This is a genomic window from Thalassospira permensis NBRC 106175, from assembly GCF_000714555.1.
GTDB lineage: Bacteria > Pseudomonadota > Alphaproteobacteria > Rhodospirillales > Thalassospiraceae > Thalassospira > Thalassospira xiamenensis.
On the sequence record NZ_AUNC01000034.1, the window covers coordinates 15,390 to 38,637 of the forward strand.

Sequence of the window (23,248 nt, forward strand, 5' to 3'; positions counted from 1 at the left end):
ACTCACAGGGAAATTGCGGGCTCCCTGCCAATCAGGATGCGAAGTTACATATTTACGCCTTAAAACGCTATATATTTTGCCCGTTTCCCGCCTTGTTCAGCATCCTGGATAAAATCAAACCGCGTTTTCACCCGTGATTGACAAATTTCGCCCGGAAACGAGAAAAGGGATAAGAACATCCCTGCCCATATCCCTTTGGAATCTCATCCATTCTGCGAAGGATGCGTTATTCGAACCTGTTTGACCGCGGGAACCCGGTTGGCGGCATGCGCCCGGCACCGGCACGCTTGCCAATCCATTCTGCAAGCTCGGTAACGGTACGTGTACGGCCCTCGCTGCCGCCCATGGTCCAGCTCAGTCCTTCTTCAAGATTGAACAGGACCAAATCAGCCATGCCACCCTGACGGTATTTCTGCAGGATAACACCGCGCCCACGGGTCATTTCAGGGACTTCGGAAACCGGATAGATCAGAAGTTTACGGTTTTCGCCCAGAACAGCAACATGATCCTTGTCGACCGGAAGGCAGATTTTTGCCTCTTCATCCTTGCCAAGGTTCAAAATCTGTTTGCCGTTCTTGGTCTGGGCCACCACATCGGCTTCGGCCACCTGGAAACCGCGACCGGCAGAACTTGCAACAAGCAGGTTCCGGCCCGGCTTATGGATGACCATCGCAACGATGTCATGTTCCTGGGGCAGATCAATCGTCAAACGGATCGGCTCACCATGACCACGTCCGCCCGGCAGCTTGTCGCACGACATCGTGTAACAGCGGCCTTCGGTGCTCATGATCAGAAGCTTGTCCGTCGTGAACGCCTTCAGCGCAAAACGCCCTTCGTCACCGTCCTTGAATTTCAGGTCGCTGATGTCTGACGTATGCCCCTTAAGGGCTCTGATCCAACCCATTTTCGAACAGATCACCATAATGGGTTCACGTTCAATCAGGGCTTCCAGCGGAACTTCGATTTCTTCCGGTGCATCACCGATTTCGGTACGGCGCTTGCCAAGGGCTGTCTTCTTGCCGAATTTCTCGCGCATTTCCTCGACTTCGTCGCGGATTTTCTCCCAGCGCAAGCTTTCACTGGCAAGAAGCGCTTCGAGACCTTCTTTTTCTTCGGTCAGTTTCGCATGCTCGTTCTTGATTTCCATTTCTTCGAGTTTGCGCAAGGACCGCAGACGCATGTTGAGGATCGCATCCGCCTGAACTTCCGTCAGGTCGAAAGTCGACATCAACGACACCTTCGGCTCATCCTCGAAACGAATGATCCGGATGACCTCGTCAAGGTTCAGATAGGCAACAAGATAACCATCAAGCACTTCAAGGCGATGATTGATCTTGGCCAGTCGATGGTTGGAACGACGGATCAGAACGTCCTGACGATGGGCCAGGAACGCACGCAGTACTTCGCGCAGATTCATGACGCGCGGCGTATTGTCCCCGTCCAGAACGTTCATGTTCAGACCAAACCGGATTTCCAGTTCGGTATTCTTGAACAGCATCTCCATCAAATGTTCCGGCTCGACCGCACGGGTCCGCGGCTCAAACACCAGACGGATCAGGTCGGTCGACTCATCGCGCACATCAGCCAGAAGCGGAAGCTTTTTCAGAACCATCAGATCGGCAATACGCTCGACCAGTTTGGCTTTCTGAACCTGATAGGGAATTTCGGTCACAACGACCTGGAACAGTCCATGACTGAGCTTCTCGACTTCCCATCTGGCGCGCAGACGAAATGAACCGCGCCCGGTGGCATAGGCCTCAAGAATGTTTTCGCGCGGCTCAACCAGAACCCCACCGGTCGGGAAGTCCGGACCCGGCACACAGCGGACGAGTTCCGCAATCGAGGTATCAGGATTATCGATCAGCTTGATCAGGCCGGCACATAGTTCGCCAGCATTGTGCGGCGGAATGTTGGTGGCCATACCAACCGCAATACCGGCCGCACCATTGGCCAGCAGGTTCGGAAACGCTGCCGGCATGACAATCGGTTCGTGATCCTCGCCGTCATATGTCGGGCGGAAATCAACCGCATCTTCGTCAAGGCCATTCATCAGTGCCGCGGCAACGGCTGTCATGCGGGCCTCGGTATAACGCATTGCCGCTGCGTTATCGCCGTCAATGTTGCCAAAGTTCCCCTGCCCGTCGACCAACGGATAACGGACGGCAAAATCCTGTGCCAAACGCACAAGCGCGTCATAGACAGACTGATCACCATGCGGGTGATATTTACCGATCACGTCACCGACAACACGGGCGCATTTCTTGAACCCCTGCGCCGGATCAAGTTTTAGCTGGCGCATGGCATACAGCAGACGCCGATGCACGGGTTTCAGACCATCGCGTACATCGGGAAGAGAACGCGACATGATCGTCGACATGGCATAAGCGAGATAACGTTCGCTCAACGCGTCGGCAAGGCGCGTTTCCCTGATTTGGCCGGCATTGGCCGGATCGGAAGTCTTGGTGCTCATGAACGATTTTTCTTGTTGTTTGGCAGGTTGCAATCAATTCGGCAATTCAGTCCGGTGTCCGGTGCTCAATCACCATTTTGGCAACATACTACGGTGGGTACGGTTATGGTCAACACAAGTCCGCATCAAAGTACGGTATTTATTTTTCATCGGCGTCTACTGCGCGCCAGATATGGCTTACCAGCCGGTCGCGGGCGGCAACGGGCTTCACACCCTTTGCCTCAAAAATATCGCGATGAATGAAAAATCCGGTCAGTTTGATCCCTTGGCGAAACTGTTCATTCAATCCCTGATCGCGGCTGCTTTGTGCGGCCCTGCCTGCGGCAAGGAATGCCGGTAACGGCAACAGGCGATCACGATATGCCGTTCCTGCGGCCTCGGAAACGGCCCGGCCGCTTTTGGGGGATACAAAGCAGAGGCCATCGGCAACATCGGTTGCCGCACAACGATCAAGGCTAAGCCCATAGCCAAGCTCGTCAAGCAACCCGACTTCCCATCGGATGTAAGACGCCAGCCATTGTTCCGTCTTAAGGGCGGAAAGCAGTGCAACCGTCCCCTGATACAATGTGGTGTGCGCTTCGCGTTCGGGCAATGTGACTTCCAGCATCGCACAGGCAGAACTCAACGCCATCAAGGGCCCGGGGGATAGCAGCAAATCGGCAACATGCGCGCCCGTCAGTTCGCAACGGAACTGCCCCAGATGTTCTGATAATCTGGCAGACCATCCGACACGAACTTCATTCCCCGGCTCCAGCGTACCGCGCATTGATTTGCTGGTGGCACCACGCACCATGCCTGCATATCGACCATAGTCGCGCGTCAGCACCGACAAACGGACCGAGTTCTCACCGAGCTTGCGCGTGGAAAGGACGATCGCATCATCACGCCAGTCCATCCTGCACCTCTAGAAAAAACCGCGCGGCACGATCAGACGGGTAACAAGGAAGAAAAGCCCGACAAGGCTGGATGCAAGACAGATGAACGCAACAATAAAAACAATACGTTTCAATGTGTTGCTGCTTGCAACGTGATCAATTGCATCATCAATCGGGTCATTTTCGTGCCTGGTCATTACGACGGTCCATTTCCATTCAAACGCCAAAGCAACCCAAGAACGAAGGTGGCAATAGCCGCCAACAAAGCCAGCAGATTAACCGGGCGCGAAAGGAATGATTTGTCGCGCTCGATATTTTTACCATCATGCCGGTAACGAAACGGTCGCCGGGCGACACGTGCAACGATCATCGCGGCAACGGCGCCAACGACGATCAACACTATTCCCCATAAAGATCCGTTTTCCATATCCAAACCTGCAGGCAGGGCAAATGTGCGCGAAATTGACGCGCCATATATCAAGCGTTGGGATCAAGTCCCCACATCGCAAAGCGATTGGGATCATCGCCCCAATTTTCGCGCACCTTGACGAACAGGAACAGATGAACCCGACGTTCGAAAATCGCTTCAAGTTCCTTTCTGGCATCACTGCCAAGAGCCTTGATACGCTTACCACCCTTGCCAAGGATGATGGCTTTCTGGCCTTCGCGCTCGACGAAAATCGTCTGCTCCAGCTTGACGGAACCATCCTTGCGTTCTTCCCACAATTCGGTTTCGACCGTTGCGGAATACGGCAATTCCTGCTGCAGCTGATAGTAAAGTTTTTCGCGTGTTATTTCTGCGGCCAACAACCGCAACGGCATATCCGAAACGTCATCTTCGGGGAACATCCACGGACCATCGGGCATCTTGGCCGCAAGGAAATTCACCAGATCCTGCGTACCAGAACCCTTTTTGGCCGAAATCATGAAGACATCGGTGAAAACTTCCTCGGCAAAGAATTCCTGCGACAGACGCAGCAGCTTTTCCTTGTCGGCCACCTTGTCGACTTTGTTCATCGCCAGAATGGCTTTGCGGTTCTGGGATTTAAGCTGATCAATGATCGCGCGCACCTCGTCGGTGATCCCTGCCCCGGCATCAATCACCAGAACAACAAGATCGGCATCATCCGCACCGTTCCAGGCGGCTTTGACCATTGCACGGTCAAGACGGCGCTTTGGCGCAAAGATGCCCGGCGTGTCGATAAACACCAGCTGCGCGTCATCGGTCATGACAATGCCGCGCACGCGCGTGCGTGTTGTCTGCACCTTGGGCGAAACGATGGATACTTTTGTGCCAACAAGCTGATTGAGCAATGTCGATTTTCCGGCGTTTGGCGCCCCGACAAGTGCGACAAAGCCGCAACGCTGCTGATAAGGTAATCTGTCTTCGTTCACCGGAGTGGGAACCTCATTCATGGTTCAGTGTATCCAACATCAATTGGGCAGCCAGTTGTTCTGCCTCGCGTTTCGATTTGCCCTCGGCCTTTACACTTTCACCGTCTCCGGTGCTCAGTTCAATGGTAAAGACAGGTGCATGCGCGGGGCCCTGACGACCGACCATTTCATATTTCGGCAATGGCTTGCCACGTCCCTGCAAAAGTTCCTGCAATCGGGTTTTTGCATCTTGCGGCGGCTTGGGCGCTTCATCGAGAAGCGGCAACCAGAGCCGTTCGATAAATTCTCTTGCCGGTTCCAGACCACCGTCAAGATAGAGTGCGGCAATCACCGCCTCCATGCAATCAGATAAAATGGCGGGATTGGTATCCGCACCGGCGGCACGTTCGCCTTTTGCCATCTGGATATGACTGCCAAGGCCGATCTGCTGTGCCAGTCTGGCAAGCGTTTCACGACGGACCAGCGCGACAAAACGCTTGGCCATCGCGCCTTCGCGCTCGCGCCCGAAACGCGTATAAAGCATTTCGGCAACCACCAGCCCCAGAACCCTGTCGCCCAGAAACTCCAGCCGTTCATTGCCGCCGCTTAACGCATCCTTGCCTTTTGCGGCACTGCGATGCGTCAACGCAACCCGAAGCAGATCGGGTTGCGCAAACTCGTGATCAATCTCGGCAATCAATGGCACCGTTTCGGCCATCAGTTGACCCCCTGGAACAGCCGGTCAAACCTGATGCTGCCCAAGTCATAGATCGGCTGGGAACTGTCTTTGGAATAGAACAGGAATTCAGCACGCCCCACGAGGTTTTCGATCGGGACAAACCGGAAGCGCGACGGGAAGGCCCGGCTATCGGCCGAATTGTCGCGGTTGTCGCCCATCATGAAGAAATGCCCTTCGGGGACGGTAAACGGTTCGGTGTTATCGCTTGGCCCCTGATCGCCAAAGATCTCGAGGATGCGATGAACCTTACCATTCGGAAGTGTTTCGATATATTGCGGAACGGCAATCGCCTGCCCGCTGCCATCGGTCAGGATATAGTCTTCGATCCGGTCACGTTCTACCGTCTGGCCATTAATCAGCAAACGGCCATTGGTGACCTGAACCGTATCGCCCGGCAGGCCGATCACGCGTTTGATATAATCCTGCGACGGATCAGCAGGCAGTTTGAAAACCACCACATCGCCGCGTTCCGGTTCGGACGACATGATGCGACCGGGAATCAGCGGCACGCTGAACGGCAGGCTGTGCTTTGAATATCCATAGGAAAATTTCGACACAAACAAATAGTCACCAACCAGCAAGGTCGGGATCATCGAACCGGATGGAATATTAAACGGTTCGAAGGCGAATGTCCGAACCAGAAGCGCGATCACAATGGCCCAGAAAACGGTTTTGAAGGTGTCCAGAAGTCCACCCGTTTTCTTCTTTTGCACTAGCTTTTCCATTCAGTATTTAAACCAATCACTTTTTGCCAATCAATCGGCCGAAATTACAACGACCGCATTCGCCAGCGGGTATTCGTCTGTCAGCGTTACATAAACTGATGCAACTTTTCCCTCTGGCGTCAATTCTTCAAGTCTTTTCAGCGCCCCGTCAATCAGGACCATGTCGGGTTTGCCGCTCGGCTGGTGCACAACACCCATCGTGCTGTGATACACGCCACGACGAAACCCCGTACCCAGCGCCTTGGAACAGGCTTCCTTTGCCGCAAAGGACATCGCCAGTGACGACGCCGTGCGGTGCGGGCGACGTTTGGCACGCGCAATCTCGACGTCGGTGAAAACACGGTTCATGAAACGCTCGCCATGGCGTTCCAGCGCGGTTTCAATCCGCCGGATATCACACAGATCGGTGCCAATGCCAATAATCATTATTGGTCGCCACTTTCCTGACGTGCCTCGTCCATCAACCGGCGCATTTCCGCGATACTGTTTTCAAGCCCGGCGAAGACGGCCTCGCCGATCAGAAAATGCCCGATATTGAGTTCGGCAATCTCGGGCATCGCCGCAATTGGTGAAACGGTATCAAAGCCAAGCCCATGCCCGGCATGAACTTCAAGGCCGATACTTGCACCATAACGCACGGCATCCCTAATGCGGTCCAGTTCGCGCGCCTGTGCGGCACCGGTTGCTTCGCAATAGGCACCCGTATGGATTTCAACAACAGGCGCGCCAAGATGTCTGGCCGCATCGAGCTGCGCCTTCGATGCTTCGATAAACAGCGATACCCGAATACCGGCAGCCCCCAGTTCGGCAACATATCTTTTCAGGTGATTGTGACCACCCGCCGCATCCAGCCCGCCTTCCGTCGTGCGTTCTTCACGCTTCTCCGGAACAATGCAGGCGGCATGGGGTTTTGCCGCAATCGCAATGGCCAGCATTTCATCGGTTGCCGCCATTTCAAAATTCAGTGGAAGATCAATTTCCGCACGCAACCGCTTGATATCATTATCGGAAATATGGCGACGATCTTCGCGCAAATGGGCCGTAATACCGTCAGCGCCGGCCTTTGCGGCCAGTTTGGCAGCCCGGACCGGATCGGGATGCGCCCCACCCCGTGCGTTACGGATCGTGGCAACGTGATCGATATTCACACCCAGTCTTAATTTCGCACTCATTGCGTTTCGTCCTGCTTTTTGGTGGCACTGGCCGCTGCCGAACCGATTTTCTTTTTGGCACTTTCAAGCATCGGTCCAAGACCGTGGCGTTCGGATGTTTTCATCCGGCGCAGAATGCGATTGTGACGATAGATGACCACTGCCCGACGTACCGGGAAGTAAAACAGCATCCAGACGACAAGTGAAGTGGGAACACACCCGACCATCATCGGCCAGATAATATCGACGATACTGTCCCACAACTGGCCAAGCCGGGCCTGATCGACCGTATCCCAGTGACCGAAAATCAGGCCACCACCGATATAGCTTAATCCCATGACCACAAAATCCCAAAGGACCGCCATGTTGAAATGCACGGTATCCGCGGCACGATCAACGCCAAGGATCCAGTTCCCGCACGTATATAACCACAGCCATATGAAGGGGAATGTCCAGGGATTGCCGACAATGGTGCCAAGCAATGACGCCACCAGATTGCTGCGCGTCAGCATGCTGAACAATGCCGAAAGGACAAAATGGAAGCCGATAAACGGGGTAAAGGATATTGCCGCCCCAATGGCAAAGCCCGAAGCAATGCTATAGGGCGTCCCCGGAAGTCGCGCGACCCGATGGGCGAAATATCGCGAAGACCTACGCCAGCCGCCGCGCGGCCAAAGCACATTTCTTATGCGTTGAAAAGATGTCGGTTTGATACGGCGCCGGAACATGCAGGATCAATTCATAGGCCAAACGGGACAGGCATAAAACAGGTGTGGCATATGCGTAAGTGTTAGCCGCCCGAATGGCAAGGGTTTTGCGCCCGATTTGACCAAAAGGCGAACTCCTTCACAATCCTGTTTCATCCGCGTGCACGCTCGACGGTGTTGACCACAGGTGTCGCGCGCAATGCCGCGATAATGTTGGTCAGATGTTTGACGTCAACCACATCAATATCGATCAGCATTTCAAAGAAATCCTGCGTGCGGTTGGTGAAGCGAAGGTTGGTGATGTTGCCGTGGTTCTTGGCAATCACACTGGTAATGGAACTTAGTGCCCCCTGTTCATGGCCAACCGTAAGGCCAAGGCGGCCGATGAAATGTTCTGGTTCACCGTCATTATCCCAGCCGACATCAAGCCAGCGTTCCGGCTGTTCGGTAAAGGTTTCAAGCGTATCGCAATCAATCGTGTGAATGGTAACGCCCTTGCCTGTCGTGACGATCCCGACAATGCGGTCCCCCGGCAGCGGATGGCAGCAACCGGCATAATGCACGGCCATTCCCGGTATCAGCCCCTTAAGCGGTATGGCGTGATCATGCTTGCGGTTTCGCGCACGCTCATGCGGGATCACTTTCCGGGCGGTTTCGACGTCCTTTGAGCCCGGGAACACCGCATGCACGACTTCCCGACCGGTATGATGTCCCGCACCAACCGATGCCAGAAGCGTATCAACACTCGGCATTTTGAAGATTTTCAATACGCCATCAATGGCCTTGTCGGAATAGTCATACCCTTCCTGGCGGAATGCCTTCTGCAGGATGGCTTTCCCAAGGTCCTTGTATTGTTCATCCTGTTGTTGCCGGATAAAGCGGCGAATACGCGCGCGCGCCTTGCCTGTAACAACGAAGCGCTCCCATGTCGGATTCGGGGTCTGCGCCTTCGAGGTGACAATTTCGATCTGATCGCCATTGTTCAGCGTCGTGCGCAACGGCACCATCGCGCCGTTGACCTTCGCCCCGACACAGGTGTCGCCGATATGGGTGTGGATCATGTATGCGAAATCGACCGGCGTCGCACCAGCAGGCAGGGCAATCACATCGCCCTTGGGGCTGAAACAGAATACCTGATCCTGGAACATCGCCAGCTTGGTATGTTCCAGAAACTCTTCGGGCTCGGATGCGTGTTCAAGGATATCAAGCAGATCGCGCAGCCAGCGATACTGAACACCTTCCTTGTTTTCATCCCCACTGCCCTGCTTGTAGGCCCAGTGCGCAGCAACACCGTTCTCGTTGACCTCGTGCATCTGTCGCGTGCGGATTTGCACTTCGATGCGATGGTTTTCAGGGCCAAGGACGGTGGTATGTATCGACCGGTAACCGTTGGGCTTGGGCGTTGATATGTAATCCTTGAACCGGCCCGGAATGACCTTGTAATTGGCATGCAGATAGCCAAGAACCTCATAGCATTGCGGCATGTCATCGACCAGAACGCGGAACGCCATGATGTCTGACAGCTCGCCAAATGTGATGTTCTTGCGCTGCATCTTCTGCCAGATCGAATATGGCCGTTTTTCACGCCCGTAAATATCGACCGACAGCCCCTGGCGGCTGATGACGTCTTTTAGCTCGGTAACGATGCGGTTGACGACATTGTCGTCCTTCTCGCGCAGGAATTCCAGCCGGGCGCGGATCGAATCACGTGCTTCGGGATTGATATGCTGAAAGGCGAGATCTTCAAGTTCTTCCTTGATGTCATGCATACCGATGCGTTCGGCAAGCGGGGCATAAATCTCAAGCGTTTCTGCCGCAATCCGCACCCGTTTTTCGGGTTTCGGGATGTAATGCAGCGTGCGCATGTTATGCAGACGGTCGGCAAGCTTCACCAGAAGAACACGGATGTCCTCGGACATCGCCAGCAACAGCTTGCGGAAATTCTCCGCCTGCTTTGAATCGGCAGATTTCAGTTCAATCTGTGTCAGCTTGGTCACACCATCGACCAGCTTCATGATGTTGCTGCCAAACAGCTTGGTAATTTCCTGCGGCGTTGCGTCGGTGTCTTCGATGGTGTCGTGCAGCAGCGCCGTGATGATCGTGTCGCAATCCAGCTTGTAGTTCGTCAGGATACCTGCAACTTCGATCGGATGGGAAAAGTACGGGTCGCCATTGGCACGCTTTTGCGAACCATGTTTCTGGGTCGCATAGACATATGCCCGGTTCAGCGATGTTTCGCATGCATCCGGATCATAGGCCTTAACCCGTTCCACAAGTTCGTATTGGCGCATCATTCAGTGGCTTCTCCGTATTCATCCAAAGGCCGAAATCCGGCCCTTTCATAAGATAGTACGATTTGGATAAAAAAAAGCCACGGAAGATAATCACCGTGGCTTTTCTTTTGAACTTTGCCTCAGAACAAGATTTCTTTGGCCTTATTCGTCTTCGTCAGCAGACGGAATGGTCACACCAACCGAGGCATCCTGAATTGCTTCTGCCATCAGTTTCGGACCAAAATCGTCTTCGGATTCTTCGGGTTCATCGACTTCAACATGCCGCTGCAGGCCGGAAACCATGCCATTGCGCAGATCGTCATAATCAACGGTCTGTTCTGCGATTTCACGCAAAGCGACAACCGGGTTCTTGTCGTTGTCACGATCAATGGTCAGTTCGGCACCGGCCGAGATGTTGCGTGCACGCTGAGCTGCCAGCATCACGAGCTCGAAGCGGTTCGGAATCTTTTCAACGCAATCTTCGACGGTAACGCGCGCCATAAATGTCTCCAGAAATACTTTTGGGGTGTCCAGACCGGACTTTATAGCGTCGCATTTGCTTTGTTGCAACAGCGAAGCCATCGGGATGAACAGGTTTTTAGCGGATTTTTTGCATATCAGGATTGTTTTCGGATTTCCTGATCCGTCGGAAGGTCCGATATCAGATCGTTAATCGACCGATGAAGTTGCGGATGATGCCATTCGGGCACGATATCGCGCAGCGGCAGCAGAACGAACGCCCGTTGGTGCATGCGGGGATGGGGCACCTGAATGCCGCCCTCCTCGATCAGCAGATCATCCCCGTAGGCAATCAGATCAAGATCAATCACCCGTGCTTCGTTTCTTTCGCGCCGAACGCGGCCAAATTCCGCCTCGACATGATGAAGACGTGCCAGGAGATCATGCGCACCCAAAGCGGTTTCAAGCCGCGCAACGCCGTTGACATACCAAGGCTGATCCGAAACCGGAACCGGTGCCGTCTCGTAGAACGGGGATACGTTTGCCACAGAAATGTCGCCATCCTCGGTCAATCGTCTAAGGGCTGCTTTCAATGTATCGGCTGGTGCCCCATATTCCTCCGTAGGAAGATTGGCTCCAAAGGCGATCAGAATCACCCTGTCATTACGGGCAGTATCGTTGTTCATGGTCGACTTGCTCACGAAACTGGCTGTTGCACATCATTTGCGGGGATGCTGGCGCATAACTACGGAAGCGATCCCGTTGTGTCCACGATATTTTCGCCCTTTCTTTGTGTGCAGTTGCACGGTAAAAAAGTCGGCGTTTCCCGAATTTTGGAAACGGCATTATTAAAAAGCTATGTTTGAGGAATTTTCAGATGATTTTTTACCCGCAGGAACGCATCGGGCTGTTCATTGACGGCTCGAACCTCTATGCCGCGGCCAGGGCCCTTGGTTTCGACATAGATTACAAACGCTTACTTGATCTTTTTGCACAAAAAGGTCAACTGATCCGGGCCTTTTATTACACTGCACTGATCGAAGATCAGGAATATTCCCCCATCCGTCCGCTCGTCGACTGGCTTGACTATAACGGCTATACCATGGTCACCAAACCGACCAAGGAATTCACCGATGCCGCAGGTCGCCGCAAGATCAAAGGCAACATGGATATCGAGCTGGCAATCGACGTGATGGAAATGGCACAACATCTTGATCATGTTGTCATTTTCTCCGGCGATGGCGATTTCCGCCGCCTTGTTGACGCTGTTCAGCGCAAAGGCGTTCGTGTCACTGTTGTGTCGACCGTGAAATCAAATCCGCCAATGGTTGCCGATGAATTGCGTCGTCAGGCCGACAACTTTATCGAGCTGACGGAACTGGAAGGGACAATCGCCCGCAAGATCCAGCAGCGTCGCGAAGACGACCATCCGGATTTTGATGATCACCCGGAACATCCTGATCTGAATGAAATTGATTTCGATTAATCACCTTTTTCAACTAAACGACCGGGCGCAGCACGCATTGCGCCCGGCAAACTGTCGGACACGTCATGACCACCTATCTGCAACCCGACAGGGACTGCCTACTTTGCCCGCGCCTTGTTGAGTTCCGCCGTGCCAATCAGGCAAAGTTTCCCGATTTTTATAACGGCCCCGTCCGCCCGTTCGGCCCCCTTGACGCACGTCTGCTTGTCGTCGGTCTTGCCCCGGGGTTAAAGGGGGCGAATGCAACCGGCCGTCCTTTCACCGGTGATTATGCCGGTGATCTGCTTTACGGCACGCTCAAGAAATTCGGCTTCGCCACGGGCACTTATGCAAAGCGCCCCGACGACGGGCTTGAACTGGTTGATTGCCGGATCACCAATGCCGTCAAATGCGTACCGCCTGAAAACAAGCCGACAGGCCCCGAAGCCAATACCTGCCGCCCCTTCCTGATCAGTGAATTTGCCGCGATGAAAAACCTTTCGGCCATTCTGTGCCTTGGACAGGTGGCCCATCAGGCAATGTTGCGCACCTTTGGCCTGAAGCTTTCATCCCTGAAATTCGGTCATGGGGCATCCCATCAAATGGAAAACGGGATTACACTGTTTGATAGCTATCACTGTTCGCGTTACAACACCCAGACCTATCGCCTGACGCCAGAGATGTTTGAAAACGTCTTTGTCGATATCCGCGCACATCTGGACCGTTAAATTGCCCGATACAGTACCCCTAACCGGCTTGCTCGACCGACCTGCGCAACGTCTGCCGATTGACGTCCTGCGGGACGTTTTCGGCTATGATAGCTTCCGCGGTCAGCAGGCCGAAATCATCGATCATGTGATTGCCGGAAACGATGCACTGGTCCTGATGCCGACCGGTGGCGGCAAATCTTTGTGTTATCAGATCCCTGCCCTTTGTCGTTCGGGAACGGCAATTGTTGTATCGCCCCTGATTGCCTTGATGAAGGATCAGGTCGATGCACTAAGCCAGCTTGGGGTCAAGGCGGCCTTTATCAATTCAACACTTTCCCCGGACGCGGCGCGCGAAATCGAAACCCGCGCAATCGATGGCGATATCGATCTGCTTTATGTCGCCCCGGAACGGTTTGCGACGGATCGTTTTCTGAACCTGCTTGACCGGATCAGCATATCGCTATTTGCCATTGACGAAGCACACTGTGTTTCGCAATGGGGGCATGATTTCCGCCCGGAATACCGTCGGCTTGACCTTCTGCCAACGCGTTTCCCGCATGTGCCGCGGGTTGCCTTGACCGCAACTGCGGACACGCCAACCCGCAAGGACATTGCCGAAAACCTGCATCTGACAAATGCGCAATGCTTCCTGACCGGCTTTGACCGCCCGAACATTACCTATCGGATCGAGACAAAGGGCAATTCAAAGCAGCGCCTTCTGTCGTTTCTGAACCGTGAGCATCCCGAAGATGCCGGGATTGTCTATTGCCTGTCGCGTCGCAAGACCGAGGATGTCGCGCAATGGCTTACCGATAACGGTCGCCCGGCCTTGCCTTATCACGCAGGTCTGACACAGGAAACAAGACAGCTTCATCAGGACAGGTTCCTTCGCGAAGACGGTCTGATCATTTGCGCCACGGTCGCCTTTGGCATGGGGATCGACAAGCCGAATGTCCGTTTTGTCGCCCATCTGAACCTGCCCAAGAGCATGGAAGCCTATTATCAGGAAACCGGCCGTGCGGGCCGCGATGGTCTGCCAGCCAATGCATGGATGAATTACGATCTGTCCGATATCGTTTCCATTCGTTCCATGCTGGCATCATCCGATGCGCCCGACAGTCAGAAACGCATCGAAAGCCGCAAACTCGATGCGCTGGTTGGCCTTGCCGAAACCACCAGATGCCGCCGACAGGTGATTTTGTCCTATTTCGGCGAAGAAGACACAAAACCCTGCGGCAATTGCGATACCTGCCTTGAACCGGTCGATACCTGGGATGCGACCGAGGCATCGCGTAAGGCACTTTCGGCGGTTTATCGTACCGGACAGCGGTTCGGTCCGGCCCACATCATCGAAGTCCTGATGGGACGCAAGACCGAAAAAATCCGTCAGAACAACCATGATGACCTTTCGGTTTACGGTATTGGCAAGGATGTTTCCCAACCGCAATGGCGGTCGGTTTTCCGCCAGTTGCTAGCCATGGGATATCTTCAGGTCGATGTCGAGGGGCACGGTGGCGTTTATCTGACCGAAGAATCCCGCCCCGTCCTGCGCGGTGAAAAAGTCGTTGAAATGCGCAAGGACCCCGGCGAAAGCAAACGCACCATGACCAAGCGGCTGCGTGATTTCGATACCGAGTTCGAGAACGAGGAAGATCGTGATCTGTGGGAACGCCTGCGCACCCTGCGGCGCGAACTTGCCACCAGCCAGAATGTTCCGCCTTATGTCATTTTCAGTGACAGAACGCTTTGGGAAATGGTCCGCTTCAAACCACGGACATTGCAGGATATGGCATCAATCAACGGGGTTGGCGTCAAGAAACTCGACCAGTACGGTCTTGTTTTCCTTGATGTCATGGATGGTCGGCGCTGATCGGGACCGGCATCAAGACCCTGACAGTGCTTCCTTGATTGCACTCACAACCACATCATCTTCCGGCTTGATCCGGGTGGCAAAACTGGCAACCAGATTGCCGTTCGGATCGACCAGATATTTGTGGAAATTCCATTTCGGGGCCTGATCGCTGCCAAGTTCGGCCTCCGCCCATTTAAAGAACGGATGCGCATCTTCTCCGCGAACCGACTGTTTGGTGGTCATCGGGAAATCGACATCAAAATTGACGGTACAGAAATCCTTGATTTCGCTGTCATCGGCGTATTCCTGCCCGCCGAAATCGCCCGAAGGAACCCCCAGAACAACCAGTCCGTCGGCCCGATAGTCCGACCATAGCGCCTGAAGCCCGGTATATTGCGGGGTGTAACCACACATCGACGCCGTATTGACGACCAGAACCGCCTTGCCGCGATAATCCGCAAGGTCGATTACGCCCCCGTCAATCGACGCGAATGAAAAATCATAGGCATTGGTCGCTTTATCGCTGGCCATGGCAGAGTTTCCAATCATCAGGCAAATGAAGCCGCACAAACCGGACTTCAACAAAATCCGCATTTGGTTTCCGAAAGTTCCGGTTTTTCTAGCCATATCGCTCTTCCGTCCATGGATCGGCATTATTGTGATAGCCACGTACTTCCCAAAATCCGGGTTTGTCGGTTTTGGAAAATGTTATCTGCTTCACCCATTTTGCACTTTTCCAGAAATACAGCTTGGGGATGATCACCCGAACCGGGCCGCCATGTTCCTCGGTCAGTGGTGCGTCTTCCCAATGATGGGCCAGCAACACGTCATCATCGATAAACTGATCAATCCGAACATTGGTCGTATAGCCGTCATGGGCGGTGAAAAGCACATGACGGGCATCTGATGTCGGCCTTACCAGATCGGCAAGCGATAAGGCTGACACACCCTGCCAGTGATTGTCGTAGCGCGACCAGCTGGTCACGCAATGAATATCGTTTTTGGCCATAAAGGGCGGCAGATCAAGCAACTGCCCGAAATCAAGCGTGACGGGGTTTTCAACCGCACCATCAATCGTCAGGCGAAAGTCATCCGTTCCGACATGCGGCGTGATGCCAAGATCAAGCACCGGCCAGTCCTTGACCTCGCGCTGGCCGGGTGGCAGGCGATTTTCATGTGCATGATCGGCCTGCCCCGTCAAAAGACGGCCGTTTTCTGCCCATTTCTGTTTCGCTTCGATCAGCTTTTCCTTGATCTTGCCACTGAAGCTATCAGTCATTCATCATCCTCCCTGACCACATCATACGAAAAATGGCGCAGTCATGTTCACCATGTCTGCGCCATTTATGCATTCTATCGCCATTGGCAAGCAATACACATGCTTGCGAGGCAGGACTATTATCCGAAATCCCGCATGATCCGGGCCTTGTCACGCTGCCAGTCACGTTCCTTGACCGCTTCACGCTTGTCAGCCTTTTTCTTGCCTTCCGCTATCGCCAGTTCAAGCTTGGCGATGCCGCGATCATTGAAATAAAGCTTCACCGGAACGAGGGTGAACCCCTTCTTGTTCAGGGCGTCACTCATTTTCGTGATTTCGCGTTTATGCAGAAGCAACTTGCGCGGTCGGCGTTCTTCGTGGCCGAACGGCATCTTGCTTTGATATTCCGGAATATAGGCATTAATCAGCCAGATCTCGCCGTTCTTTTCTTCGGCATAGGATTCCTGAATGTTCCCCTTGCCGTCACGAAGCGACTTGACCTCGGTCCCGCGCAGGGCGACCCCGGCTTCAAAAGTTTCCGTCAGGAAAAAATCAAACCGGGCCCGCCTGTTTTGCGCGACGATCTTATTATTGCTGTCTTCTTTTTTCGGTGCCATTACAACAACTTGTAGGCCGAAATTAATCCCTTAGGACAAAATTCCGGCAGTGCGCAGCGCGGATTCAACGCGCTGCTTGGATTCTTCGGTAATCTCGACCATCGGCAGACGCATGTGGCTGCCACAAAGGCCAAGAAGCTCGGCTGCATATTTGACCGGTCCCGGGCTGGTTTCGCAGAACATCGCCTTGTGAACCGGCAGAAGTCGATAATTCAACTCCTGAACCTTGGCAATGTTCCCGGCCGCCCATGCAGCGTGCAATTCCGCGCAAAGCTTCGGCGCGATGTTGGACGTGACCGAAATGCAGCCATGCCCGCCCTGCGCCAGGAACGGAACAATGGTGCCGTCTTCACCCGACAACTGGCAGAAATCCGCCCCTGCCGCCAAACGCGTCAATGCCGGACGTTCCAGATCGCTGGTCGCGTCCTTCACACCGACGATACGCGGCAGTTTCGAAAGCTGTGCCATCGTATCAACCGACATGTCCACGACCGACCGGCCTGGAATGTTGTAGATCACGATCGGAATATCGGTCGCGTCATGAATAGCCTTGTAATGCGCATACAGGCCACGCTGACCGGGTTTATTGTAATACGGTGTTACAACAAGTGCCGCATCCGCACCGGCATTCTGGGCATGACGGGTCAGCGAAATCGCTTCGGCGGTCGAATTTGAACCGGTTCCGGCGATAACCGGGCCGCGACCCTTGGCAACTTCAAGTGCCAGTTCGACAACGCGGTGGTGTTCCGCATGGCTCAAAGTCGGCGATTCACCCGTGGTTCCGACCGGCACAACACCGGTCGTGCCCTGTTTAAGTTGCCAATCCACAAACGACTGGAACGCTTTCTCATCGATTGCACCATCCTGTGTGAACGGTGTAATCAAAGCGGTAATCGAACCCTTAAACATCGATATCTCCAAATCTTATCGTGGATTGAAAGCGACGCGAAAATAGCGGCTGTTAAGGCATCCGGCAAGCGTCTGTATACATTAAAGCGCGCCTTGTTTGATCAAGGTTACTCTTTCGTCTTACGACCGATTGGCAATTGGCTGTTTCACTGCCATAATAAGGTTGTCTGGAGCGCATTACCTGCCGTAAGGCAAAAGGGGAATTTTAAATGGCGCATGCGTCTTTCCGCGGTGTTTCGATCTGCGCATTGGCACTCGGTATGTTCACTTTGCTGACGCCGATTGGCGATAAGGCATTGGCCGCAAGTCAGGATAAAAATATCCTGACCGAACTGCCGCCATCACCGGCGTTTTCGTCGGTTAGCCGTGCGCGGCTGAATGTTTTTCTTGATGCGCTGGAAGACGGCCGCACAAAAACATTCGAAAAACTTCTTCCCAACTTTGACGACCCGCTGCTTCAGAAAGCCAGCGAGTGGATGTGGCTGATCAGCCCGAATTCAGGTCGCAGTTTCGAAGAAATCACAAATTTCATTGATGCCAATCCGAAATGGCCCAGTCAGTCACTGCTGCGTCAGCGCGCCGAAGAAGCCATGACTGATGCCGTTCCAGACGATGTCGTTCTGGCATGGTTCAAGCGGTCCGCACCGGTTACGGCAGACGGTGCCACCCGCCAGATAAAGGCGCTTCTGGTGACCGGCGAAATTGAAGCCGCAACCACCCTCATACGCAACAGCTGGGTGAATGAAAACTTCGGCACCGGTCAGGAGAAGCGTTTTCTGGATCGATACGGCAAATATATCGATCAGGAAACCCATCAACAGCGCCTTGACCGCCTTCTGTGGGAAGGTCGTCTTGGACCGGCAAGCCGCACTGAAAAATATGTCAGCAAAGATTATCTTTTGCTGGCCAAGGCACGCGCAGCCTTACGGTCGCTCGACCCCGGTGTTGACGGCGCAATCAACCGTGTCCCCAAAAAATACCAGAACGATCCGGGCCTTATCTATGAACGCGTTCGCTGGCGCCGGATAAAGGACCGCGATCAGGAAGCGCGTGACCTGCTTCTCTCGCAGGCCAATGATCTCGCCTATATTTCAATCCGGCCGCAATACTGGTGGATTGAAAAGGCGATTCTTGCGCGCCGCGCCCTTCAGAAGGGGCATATTACCGATGCCTATCGTCTGGTTGCCAATCATGGCCAAAGTGATGCAGGCGATATCGCCGAGGCAGAATGGTTTGCCGGATGGATCGCCCTTGAATTCCTGGGCGATGCCCGCATCGCGCTGACCCATTTCCAGAACCAGTATGACGTCGTGCAATACCCGATTAGCCGTGCACGCGGGGCCTATTGGGCCGGCCGGGCCAACGATGCGATTGGGGACAAGGAAAAGGCGCGCGAATGGTACAGGCTGGCAGCCGATCATGCCCATACCTTCTATGGCCAGCTTGCCATTGATGCACTGGGTGCCAAGCCCACCTACTCTGTTGAACAACCCGTCCCGACGGAACAGCAACGCGCCGATTTCGAATCGCAGGAACTGACACAGGTTACCCGCAAACTTGGCGAGATGGGCCTTGGCAACATCATTCGTCCGTTTGTCATGGCGCTTGTTTATGCGCATGACGAGCCGGAATATCTCGCCATGGCAACCGATCTTGCGCGCGAATATGGCCGTGCCGACCTTGCAATCATTGCCGCCAAACGCAGCATCCGGACCGGTAGCGGGTATTTGGATGCCGCCTATCCCATTCATGAACAGGTACCGCTTGGTCACAATCCCGACCCCGCACTGGTCCACGCAATCATGCGTCAGGAAAGCCTGTTTAACCCCGAAGCCGTTTCGTCGGCCGGTGCACGCGGCCTGATGCAGTTGATGCCTGCAACCGCCGAACGCATGGCCAAGGACCTTGATCTTGAATACGAAACCGCGCGTCTGACTGCCGATCCGGGCTTCAATATCTCGCTGGGGCGCGAATATCTTTCGAAACTTCTGGATCGCTGGGATGGTGAAGAAATACTGACCATCGCCAGCTATAACGCCGGTCCAAGCCGCGTAAGACAGTGGATTGCAGAATATGGTGATCCACGAGACGCCGATGTTGACCCGGTCGACTGGATCGAAATGATCCCCTATAGCGAGACACGCAATTACGTCCAGCGGGTTATGGAAGGCACCTATGTCTATCGCCGACGCTTCGCACGCGACGAAATCGCAATGGGTCAGCAGGATGAAACACCCTCAAATTCCCAGTGATTTGATCCACCAACAGCGATCCGTTAGAGACAGTTGAACCGTTTGCGGTTTGCCAAAGCGAACACCATATTCGATCAAACCAAGTCCGACAGATGAGGCCAGAGCAAATGTCAGAAAATGCACTTACTTCCTGCCGCGCATTCGTTTTCGATGCCTATGGTACCCTGTTCGACGTTGGATCGGCCGTTGACCGGTTCAAGGAAACCATCGGGGATGAAGCAGACCGGCTTTCAAGTATCTGGCGCCAAAAGCAGCTTGAATATACATGGCTGCGCAGTCTGATGGGCGACTTCACGGATTTCTGGAATGTCACCGGTGACGCTCTTGATTACGCCATGGCAGCAACCGGAAAAAAAGACCCCGCCCTTCGCGCAAAACTCATGGAAACCTACCTGTCGCTTGATACTTTCCCCGAAGTTGTTGAAACCCTGAAAACACTTAAATCCCAGGGGCACAGGCTGGCGATCCTGTCGAACGGCGCCAAACATATGCTGATTTCAGCCGCAAAGGCATCCGGGATTCTATCACTGTTTGACCAGATCATCTGTGTGGATGATATCAAAACGTATAAACCGCACCCCGATGTCTATCAGCTTGCGGTCGACCAGCTAGAATTGACGCCCGCCGAAATATCATTCCAGTCGTCTAACGGATGGGATATTGCCGGTGCCGGGCATTTCGGGTTCCGCACGGCCTGGATCAACCGGACACAGCAGCCAACAGAACGCCTGTCTCATAGCGCAGACGTGGTTTTAAAAGGGCTGGACGAGCTTCTGCCGCTGGTCGCGCAGCCGGAAAAAGCCTGAAAACCGGGCCCGCGAAGCACGCCAATTCCGATCAGACCGAATAAAGAAAACCCGGAAAAGCGATTTGCAGCTTTTCCGGGTTTTATATTCTTTGCTGGCCTGCGGGAAAGATTGCCAACACAAACCTTTTATTGTTTGTGTTCTTTCTTCACGTTCGCGGCAACGATCTGGCCGGCCTGAATGACGGTAAGACCACCCTCTTCGACGGCACCTTCAATGCGACGGCAATGGCCTTCGATATGGGCACCCGGTTCGATCGACAGGCTTTCATGAAGGATATCGCCCAGCATACGGGCCGTTTCCGCCAGTGAAACGTCCCGGGCGCGAACCTGACCGGTGACAGAACCACAAATGCGAACCTTTTCGGCGACAATCTCGCCGCGGACTTCGCCGTTCTGACCAATTGTCAGGGTACGCGTGCGAATGTCGCCATTCACAAAACCGTCCACCTGAACATCTGATTCAGAGATCAGATCACCGGTAACCCGAAGATCGGAATTGATAATCGACAGACCGCCTCTTTTTTCGGTCGCCGAATTATGGGAATTAGTCGTTGTCTGCTGTCTCTTGCTCGTTTTTGAAAACATAATGTCCCGCCTCAATAAACTTGATGGGGTCTACCTGCTTATCGTGAACCAGAACTTCATAGTGCACGTGGCTGCCGGTACTACGGCCGGTACTTCCCATCAATGCGATTTTGCCCTTTAAATTCACTTCGTCGCCCTTCTTGACGAGGACCTTGTATAGATGTCCGAAACGGGTTCGAAGGCCGTTACCATGGTCAATTTCAACCATCTTCCCGTATTTTCCGCTCCATCCGGCGAACACCACCTTTCCGGGGGCCGTCGCATAGATTGGTGTTTTCATGGGCCCGGCAAGATCAACGCCGGAATGAAAAGCCCACTTGCCGTTGATAGGATCCTTGCGCTTCCCGAAAGAACTGGACAGGTAATAGGAATCCGCAGGCTCCCCCAACGGGGTTCTTTTTATTCTTTCATGCAGACTTACCAGCTGATCCATACGATCACCAACGGCAAGTGCCACATTTACAAACTGTTCGTCCTCGGGGTTCTCGGGCTCGAACGCCACAAACGGTCCCCCCACACCACCGGCAACTTCGCCGCTTCCAGACGCCTGCGGCTTCATGGGCGGCGTAATAACCTCGTCCATCGTAAGACCGGTCATTTCCAGCACCGATTCCAGCTCCAGAATGGTGCTGTCGGCGGTTTCCGCCACGCGCTGCATCGCCTGCTTCTGGATGGTATGCAGATCGGCAATCCGCTGACGTGCTTCACCAAGTTCCGATTGCAGTTTTTTCGAACGCTGCATTGCCTGATCACGTTCACGCATAACCCGCGACATGACGGTTTCGACAGTTTCCAGTTCGTCGCGCAACGCAAGATTTCGGTTGGTAATCCCGTCAATCTGGGTCTGTAGCGCGTTCATCTGATTATCCATGGATGTCCGCAAGGCGGAAATCTGGACTTTTTCCTTTTCACTGACCGCCAGTTTCGAGGTGTAATCCTGAACACGGGCCTGCAGCATCAAATTCTTTTCAGCCATCGACAGAAGATTACGGTGGGTATCTTCCATCTGTGAGGTGATTTCACCAAAACGGCGCTGGCTTTCGGTGACACGTGCGATCAACTGATTGTAGGAAAGCTCGCTGCGAAACAGCTGTTCTTCACGCGCGGCAAGCCGTTGATCAAGATACCAGGAATAACCCGATACCCCGACCGTCCAGGTGATCGCAAGGACCCCGACCGATGCCAATGTCAGTTGAGCGTATTTGCCAATCCGCACTTGAGAAACGGAATCATTGGACCGCACAAGGATGTGCCGGTCCGGAAACCATTTTTCAATCAGGCGACGGCCACGTTCGAACGCCGACATACTCAGTGTCTAACCCCTATTTACCCAACATTGCCCGTTCGATACGAAATCGACGCACAACCGTTTTTTTTCAGACCCCGGCTGAATATCTATTTTCTTTACGCTACCTGTTAGCGCGAAGACAGGCAAGCACGTTAACACATCCTTAAGGGTAAAAAAATCATCTGCTTTGCACTTCAATATGTTACTCAATGATCTCCCGATGAATTCAACAGCGTTCAAAACATGCGTTTATCCCAATTCATGCTGACCTGTGCTGCAACATGGTTTTACAGCGGACGAACCACCAAGGCACCTGGCACGATGGGATCGCTGGCCGCTGTTCCTGTGGGCTGGGCAATCGCCGTTTTGCTGGGATACCCGGCTCTGTTGGCCGGAATTGTCATCGTGTTCCTTGTCGGAATTCCGATTTCCCATAAATACAGCGAGATGATCGGGGTTCACGATCCCGGTGAAATCGTCATCGACGAAGTTGCAGGGCAATGGCTTTGCATACTTGTCGTTCCGCTGGGCAACGGGCTTGCCGATCTCGGCTGGCTGGCGGCGGCATTTGTCATGTTCCGGTTTTTCGATATTCTGAAACCCTGGCCGATCCGCTGGATCGACCGCCGGATCAGCGGCGGTTTTGGCATCATGCTTGATGACATCCTTGCGGGCATATTTGGCATGTTTGTATTGATCGCCGCCCGCTACTTTGCAGGAGTTTGACCGCC

At 53.9% G+C, this 23,248-nt stretch carries 25 protein-coding genes; 6 read left to right on the plus strand and 19 right to left on the minus strand.

Translation table 11 applies throughout. The features are described from left to right. Positions 1–226: 226 nt before the first annotated feature. From parC to folK, 13 genes are all read right to left on the minus strand, one after another. Positions 227–2,470, minus strand: coding sequence for a DNA topoisomerase IV subunit A (parC, locus tag SMB34_RS14905; RefSeq protein ID WP_051682324.1), 2,244 nt, complete (start codon positions 2,468–2,470; stop codon positions 227–229). A gap of 139 nt (positions 2,471–2,609) precedes the next feature. Continuing rightward, complete coding sequence (gene recO, locus SMB34_RS14910; protein WP_037991230.1) at positions 2,610–3,365, minus strand: DNA repair protein RecO; 756 nt, start codon at positions 3,363–3,365, stop codon at positions 2,610–2,612. Between the two features lie 9 nt (positions 3,366–3,374). Continuing rightward, positions 3,375–3,542, minus strand: coding sequence for a hypothetical protein (locus tag SMB34_RS21080; RefSeq protein WP_156962684.1), 168 nt, complete (start codon positions 3,540–3,542; stop codon positions 3,375–3,377). Further along, entirely contained in the window at positions 3,542–3,745 is a 204-nt protein-coding gene (locus SMB34_RS14915; RefSeq protein ID WP_007089496.1) for a hypothetical protein, read from the minus strand. Before SMB34_RS14915 ends, SMB34_RS21080 begins: the two co-directional genes overlap by 1 nt. A 77-nt stretch (positions 3,746–3,822) precedes the next feature. Continuing rightward, positions 3,823–4,761, minus strand: a complete 939-nt coding sequence (gene era / locus SMB34_RS14920) for a GTPase Era (RefSeq protein ID WP_007089495.1) — start codon at positions 4,759–4,761, stop codon at positions 3,823–3,825. After that, positions 4,754–5,437 carry a ribonuclease III gene (rnc, locus tag SMB34_RS14925; protein ID WP_007089494.1) on the minus strand — a complete coding sequence of 228 codons (684 nt, stop codon included), beginning with the start codon at positions 5,435–5,437 and terminating at the stop codon, positions 4,754–4,756. The genes era and rnc overlap by 8 nt, the downstream gene beginning before the upstream one ends. Continuing rightward, complete coding sequence (gene lepB / locus SMB34_RS14930) at positions 5,437–6,171, minus strand: signal peptidase I (protein WP_007089493.1); 735 nt, start codon at positions 6,169–6,171, stop codon at positions 5,437–5,439. The genes rnc and lepB overlap by 1 nt, the downstream gene beginning before the upstream one ends. Positions 6,172–6,213: 42 nt before the next feature. After that, positions 6,214–6,609 (minus strand): holo-ACP synthase, encoded by a 396-nt coding sequence (gene acpS / locus SMB34_RS14935; RefSeq protein WP_007089492.1) that lies wholly within the window; start codon positions 6,607–6,609, stop codon positions 6,214–6,216. Further along, complete coding sequence (locus SMB34_RS14940) at positions 6,609–7,355, minus strand: pyridoxine 5'-phosphate synthase (RefSeq protein WP_037991233.1); 747 nt, start codon at positions 7,353–7,355, stop codon at positions 6,609–6,611. Before SMB34_RS14940 ends, acpS begins: the two co-directional genes overlap by 1 nt. Beyond that, positions 7,352–8,014: a DUF2062 domain-containing protein gene (locus SMB34_RS14945; RefSeq protein WP_223305105.1), complete on the minus strand. Its 663-nt coding sequence runs from the start codon at positions 8,012–8,014 to the stop codon at positions 7,352–7,354. Before SMB34_RS14945 ends, SMB34_RS14940 begins: the two co-directional genes overlap by 4 nt. Positions 8,015–8,193: 179 nt before the next feature. Next, a complete protein-coding gene (locus tag SMB34_RS14950; protein WP_037991234.1) occupies positions 8,194–10,335 on the minus strand; it encodes a RelA/SpoT family protein in 2,142 nt (713 codons plus the stop codon). A 141-nt stretch (positions 10,336–10,476) separates the two neighbouring features. Further along, positions 10,477–10,815: a DNA-directed RNA polymerase subunit omega gene (gene rpoZ / locus SMB34_RS14955; RefSeq protein WP_007089488.1), complete on the minus strand. Its 339-nt coding sequence runs from the start codon at positions 10,813–10,815 to the stop codon at positions 10,477–10,479. A 116-nt stretch (positions 10,816–10,931) separates the two neighbouring features. Further along, complete coding sequence (gene folK / locus SMB34_RS14960; protein ID WP_037991235.1) at positions 10,932–11,459, minus strand: 2-amino-4-hydroxy-6-hydroxymethyldihydropteridine diphosphokinase; 528 nt, start codon at positions 11,457–11,459, stop codon at positions 10,932–10,934. Between the two features lie 191 nt (positions 11,460–11,650). Here folK and SMB34_RS14965 point away from each other — a divergent pair, with 191 nt between their 5' ends. The 3 genes from SMB34_RS14965 to recQ all read left to right on the plus strand — a co-directional run bounded on the left by SMB34_RS14965 (position 11,651) and on the right by recQ (position 14,818). Next, positions 11,651–12,259, plus strand: a complete 609-nt coding sequence (locus SMB34_RS14965; RefSeq protein WP_007089486.1) for a LabA-like NYN domain-containing protein — start codon at positions 11,651–11,653, stop codon at positions 12,257–12,259. A gap of 65 nt (positions 12,260–12,324) precedes the next feature. After that, complete coding sequence (locus SMB34_RS14970) at positions 12,325–12,966, plus strand: uracil-DNA glycosylase (RefSeq protein ID WP_007089485.1); 642 nt, start codon at positions 12,325–12,327, stop codon at positions 12,964–12,966. A 1-nt stretch (position 12,967) separates the two neighbouring features. After that, a complete protein-coding gene (recQ, locus tag SMB34_RS14975) occupies positions 12,968–14,818 on the plus strand; it encodes a DNA helicase RecQ (protein ID WP_051682325.1) in 1,851 nt (616 codons plus the stop codon). 12 nt (positions 14,819–14,830) lie between these two features. On the opposite strand, the gene SMB34_RS14980 is transcribed toward recQ, so the two are convergent. The 4 genes from SMB34_RS14980 to dapA form a co-directional block, all read right to left on the minus strand. Beyond that, entirely contained in the window at positions 14,831–15,331 is a 501-nt protein-coding gene (locus tag SMB34_RS14980) for a glutathione peroxidase (protein ID WP_240478842.1), read from the minus strand. Between the two features lie 88 nt (positions 15,332–15,419). Then, a complete protein-coding gene (locus SMB34_RS14985; RefSeq protein WP_037991244.1) occupies positions 15,420–16,079 on the minus strand; it encodes a sulfite oxidase-like oxidoreductase in 660 nt (219 codons plus the stop codon). Positions 16,080–16,198: 119 nt separating this feature from the next. Beyond that, complete coding sequence (gene smpB / locus SMB34_RS14990; RefSeq protein ID WP_037991245.1) at positions 16,199–16,675, minus strand: SsrA-binding protein SmpB; 477 nt, start codon at positions 16,673–16,675, stop codon at positions 16,199–16,201. Between the two features lie 30 nt (positions 16,676–16,705). Next, positions 16,706–17,584, minus strand: a complete 879-nt coding sequence (gene dapA / locus SMB34_RS14995) for a 4-hydroxy-tetrahydrodipicolinate synthase (protein ID WP_007089480.1) — start codon at positions 17,582–17,584, stop codon at positions 16,706–16,708. A 209-nt stretch (positions 17,585–17,793) separates the two neighbouring features. On the opposite strand from dapA, the gene SMB34_RS15000 reads away from it, so the two are divergent. Continuing rightward, positions 17,794–19,836 (plus strand): lytic transglycosylase domain-containing protein, encoded by a 2,043-nt coding sequence (locus SMB34_RS15000; protein ID WP_037991246.1) that lies wholly within the window; start codon positions 17,794–17,796, stop codon positions 19,834–19,836. A gap of 107 nt (positions 19,837–19,943) precedes the next feature. Next, positions 19,944–20,642, plus strand: a complete 699-nt coding sequence (locus SMB34_RS15005) for a haloacid dehalogenase type II (protein WP_037991247.1) — start codon at positions 19,944–19,946, stop codon at positions 20,640–20,642. Positions 20,643–20,770: 128 nt separating this feature from the next. Here SMB34_RS15005 and SMB34_RS15010 read toward each other — a convergent pair whose 3' ends face one another. Beyond that, positions 20,771–21,229 carry a bactofilin family protein gene (locus SMB34_RS15010; protein WP_007089477.1) on the minus strand — a complete coding sequence of 153 codons (459 nt, stop codon included), beginning with the start codon at positions 21,227–21,229 and terminating at the stop codon, positions 20,771–20,773. After that, positions 21,189–22,535 (minus strand): M23 family metallopeptidase, encoded by a 1,347-nt coding sequence (locus tag SMB34_RS15015; RefSeq protein WP_007089476.1) that lies wholly within the window; start codon positions 22,533–22,535, stop codon positions 21,189–21,191. The genes SMB34_RS15010 and SMB34_RS15015 overlap by 41 nt, the downstream gene beginning before the upstream one ends. Before the next feature lie 225 nt (positions 22,536–22,760). Here SMB34_RS15015 and SMB34_RS15020 point away from each other — a divergent pair, with 225 nt between their 5' ends. After that, positions 22,761–23,243, plus strand: coding sequence for a phosphatidylglycerophosphatase A family protein (locus tag SMB34_RS15020; RefSeq protein ID WP_007089475.1), 483 nt, complete (start codon positions 22,761–22,763; stop codon positions 23,241–23,243). The last annotated feature ends 5 nt before the right edge of the window (positions 23,244–23,248 follow it).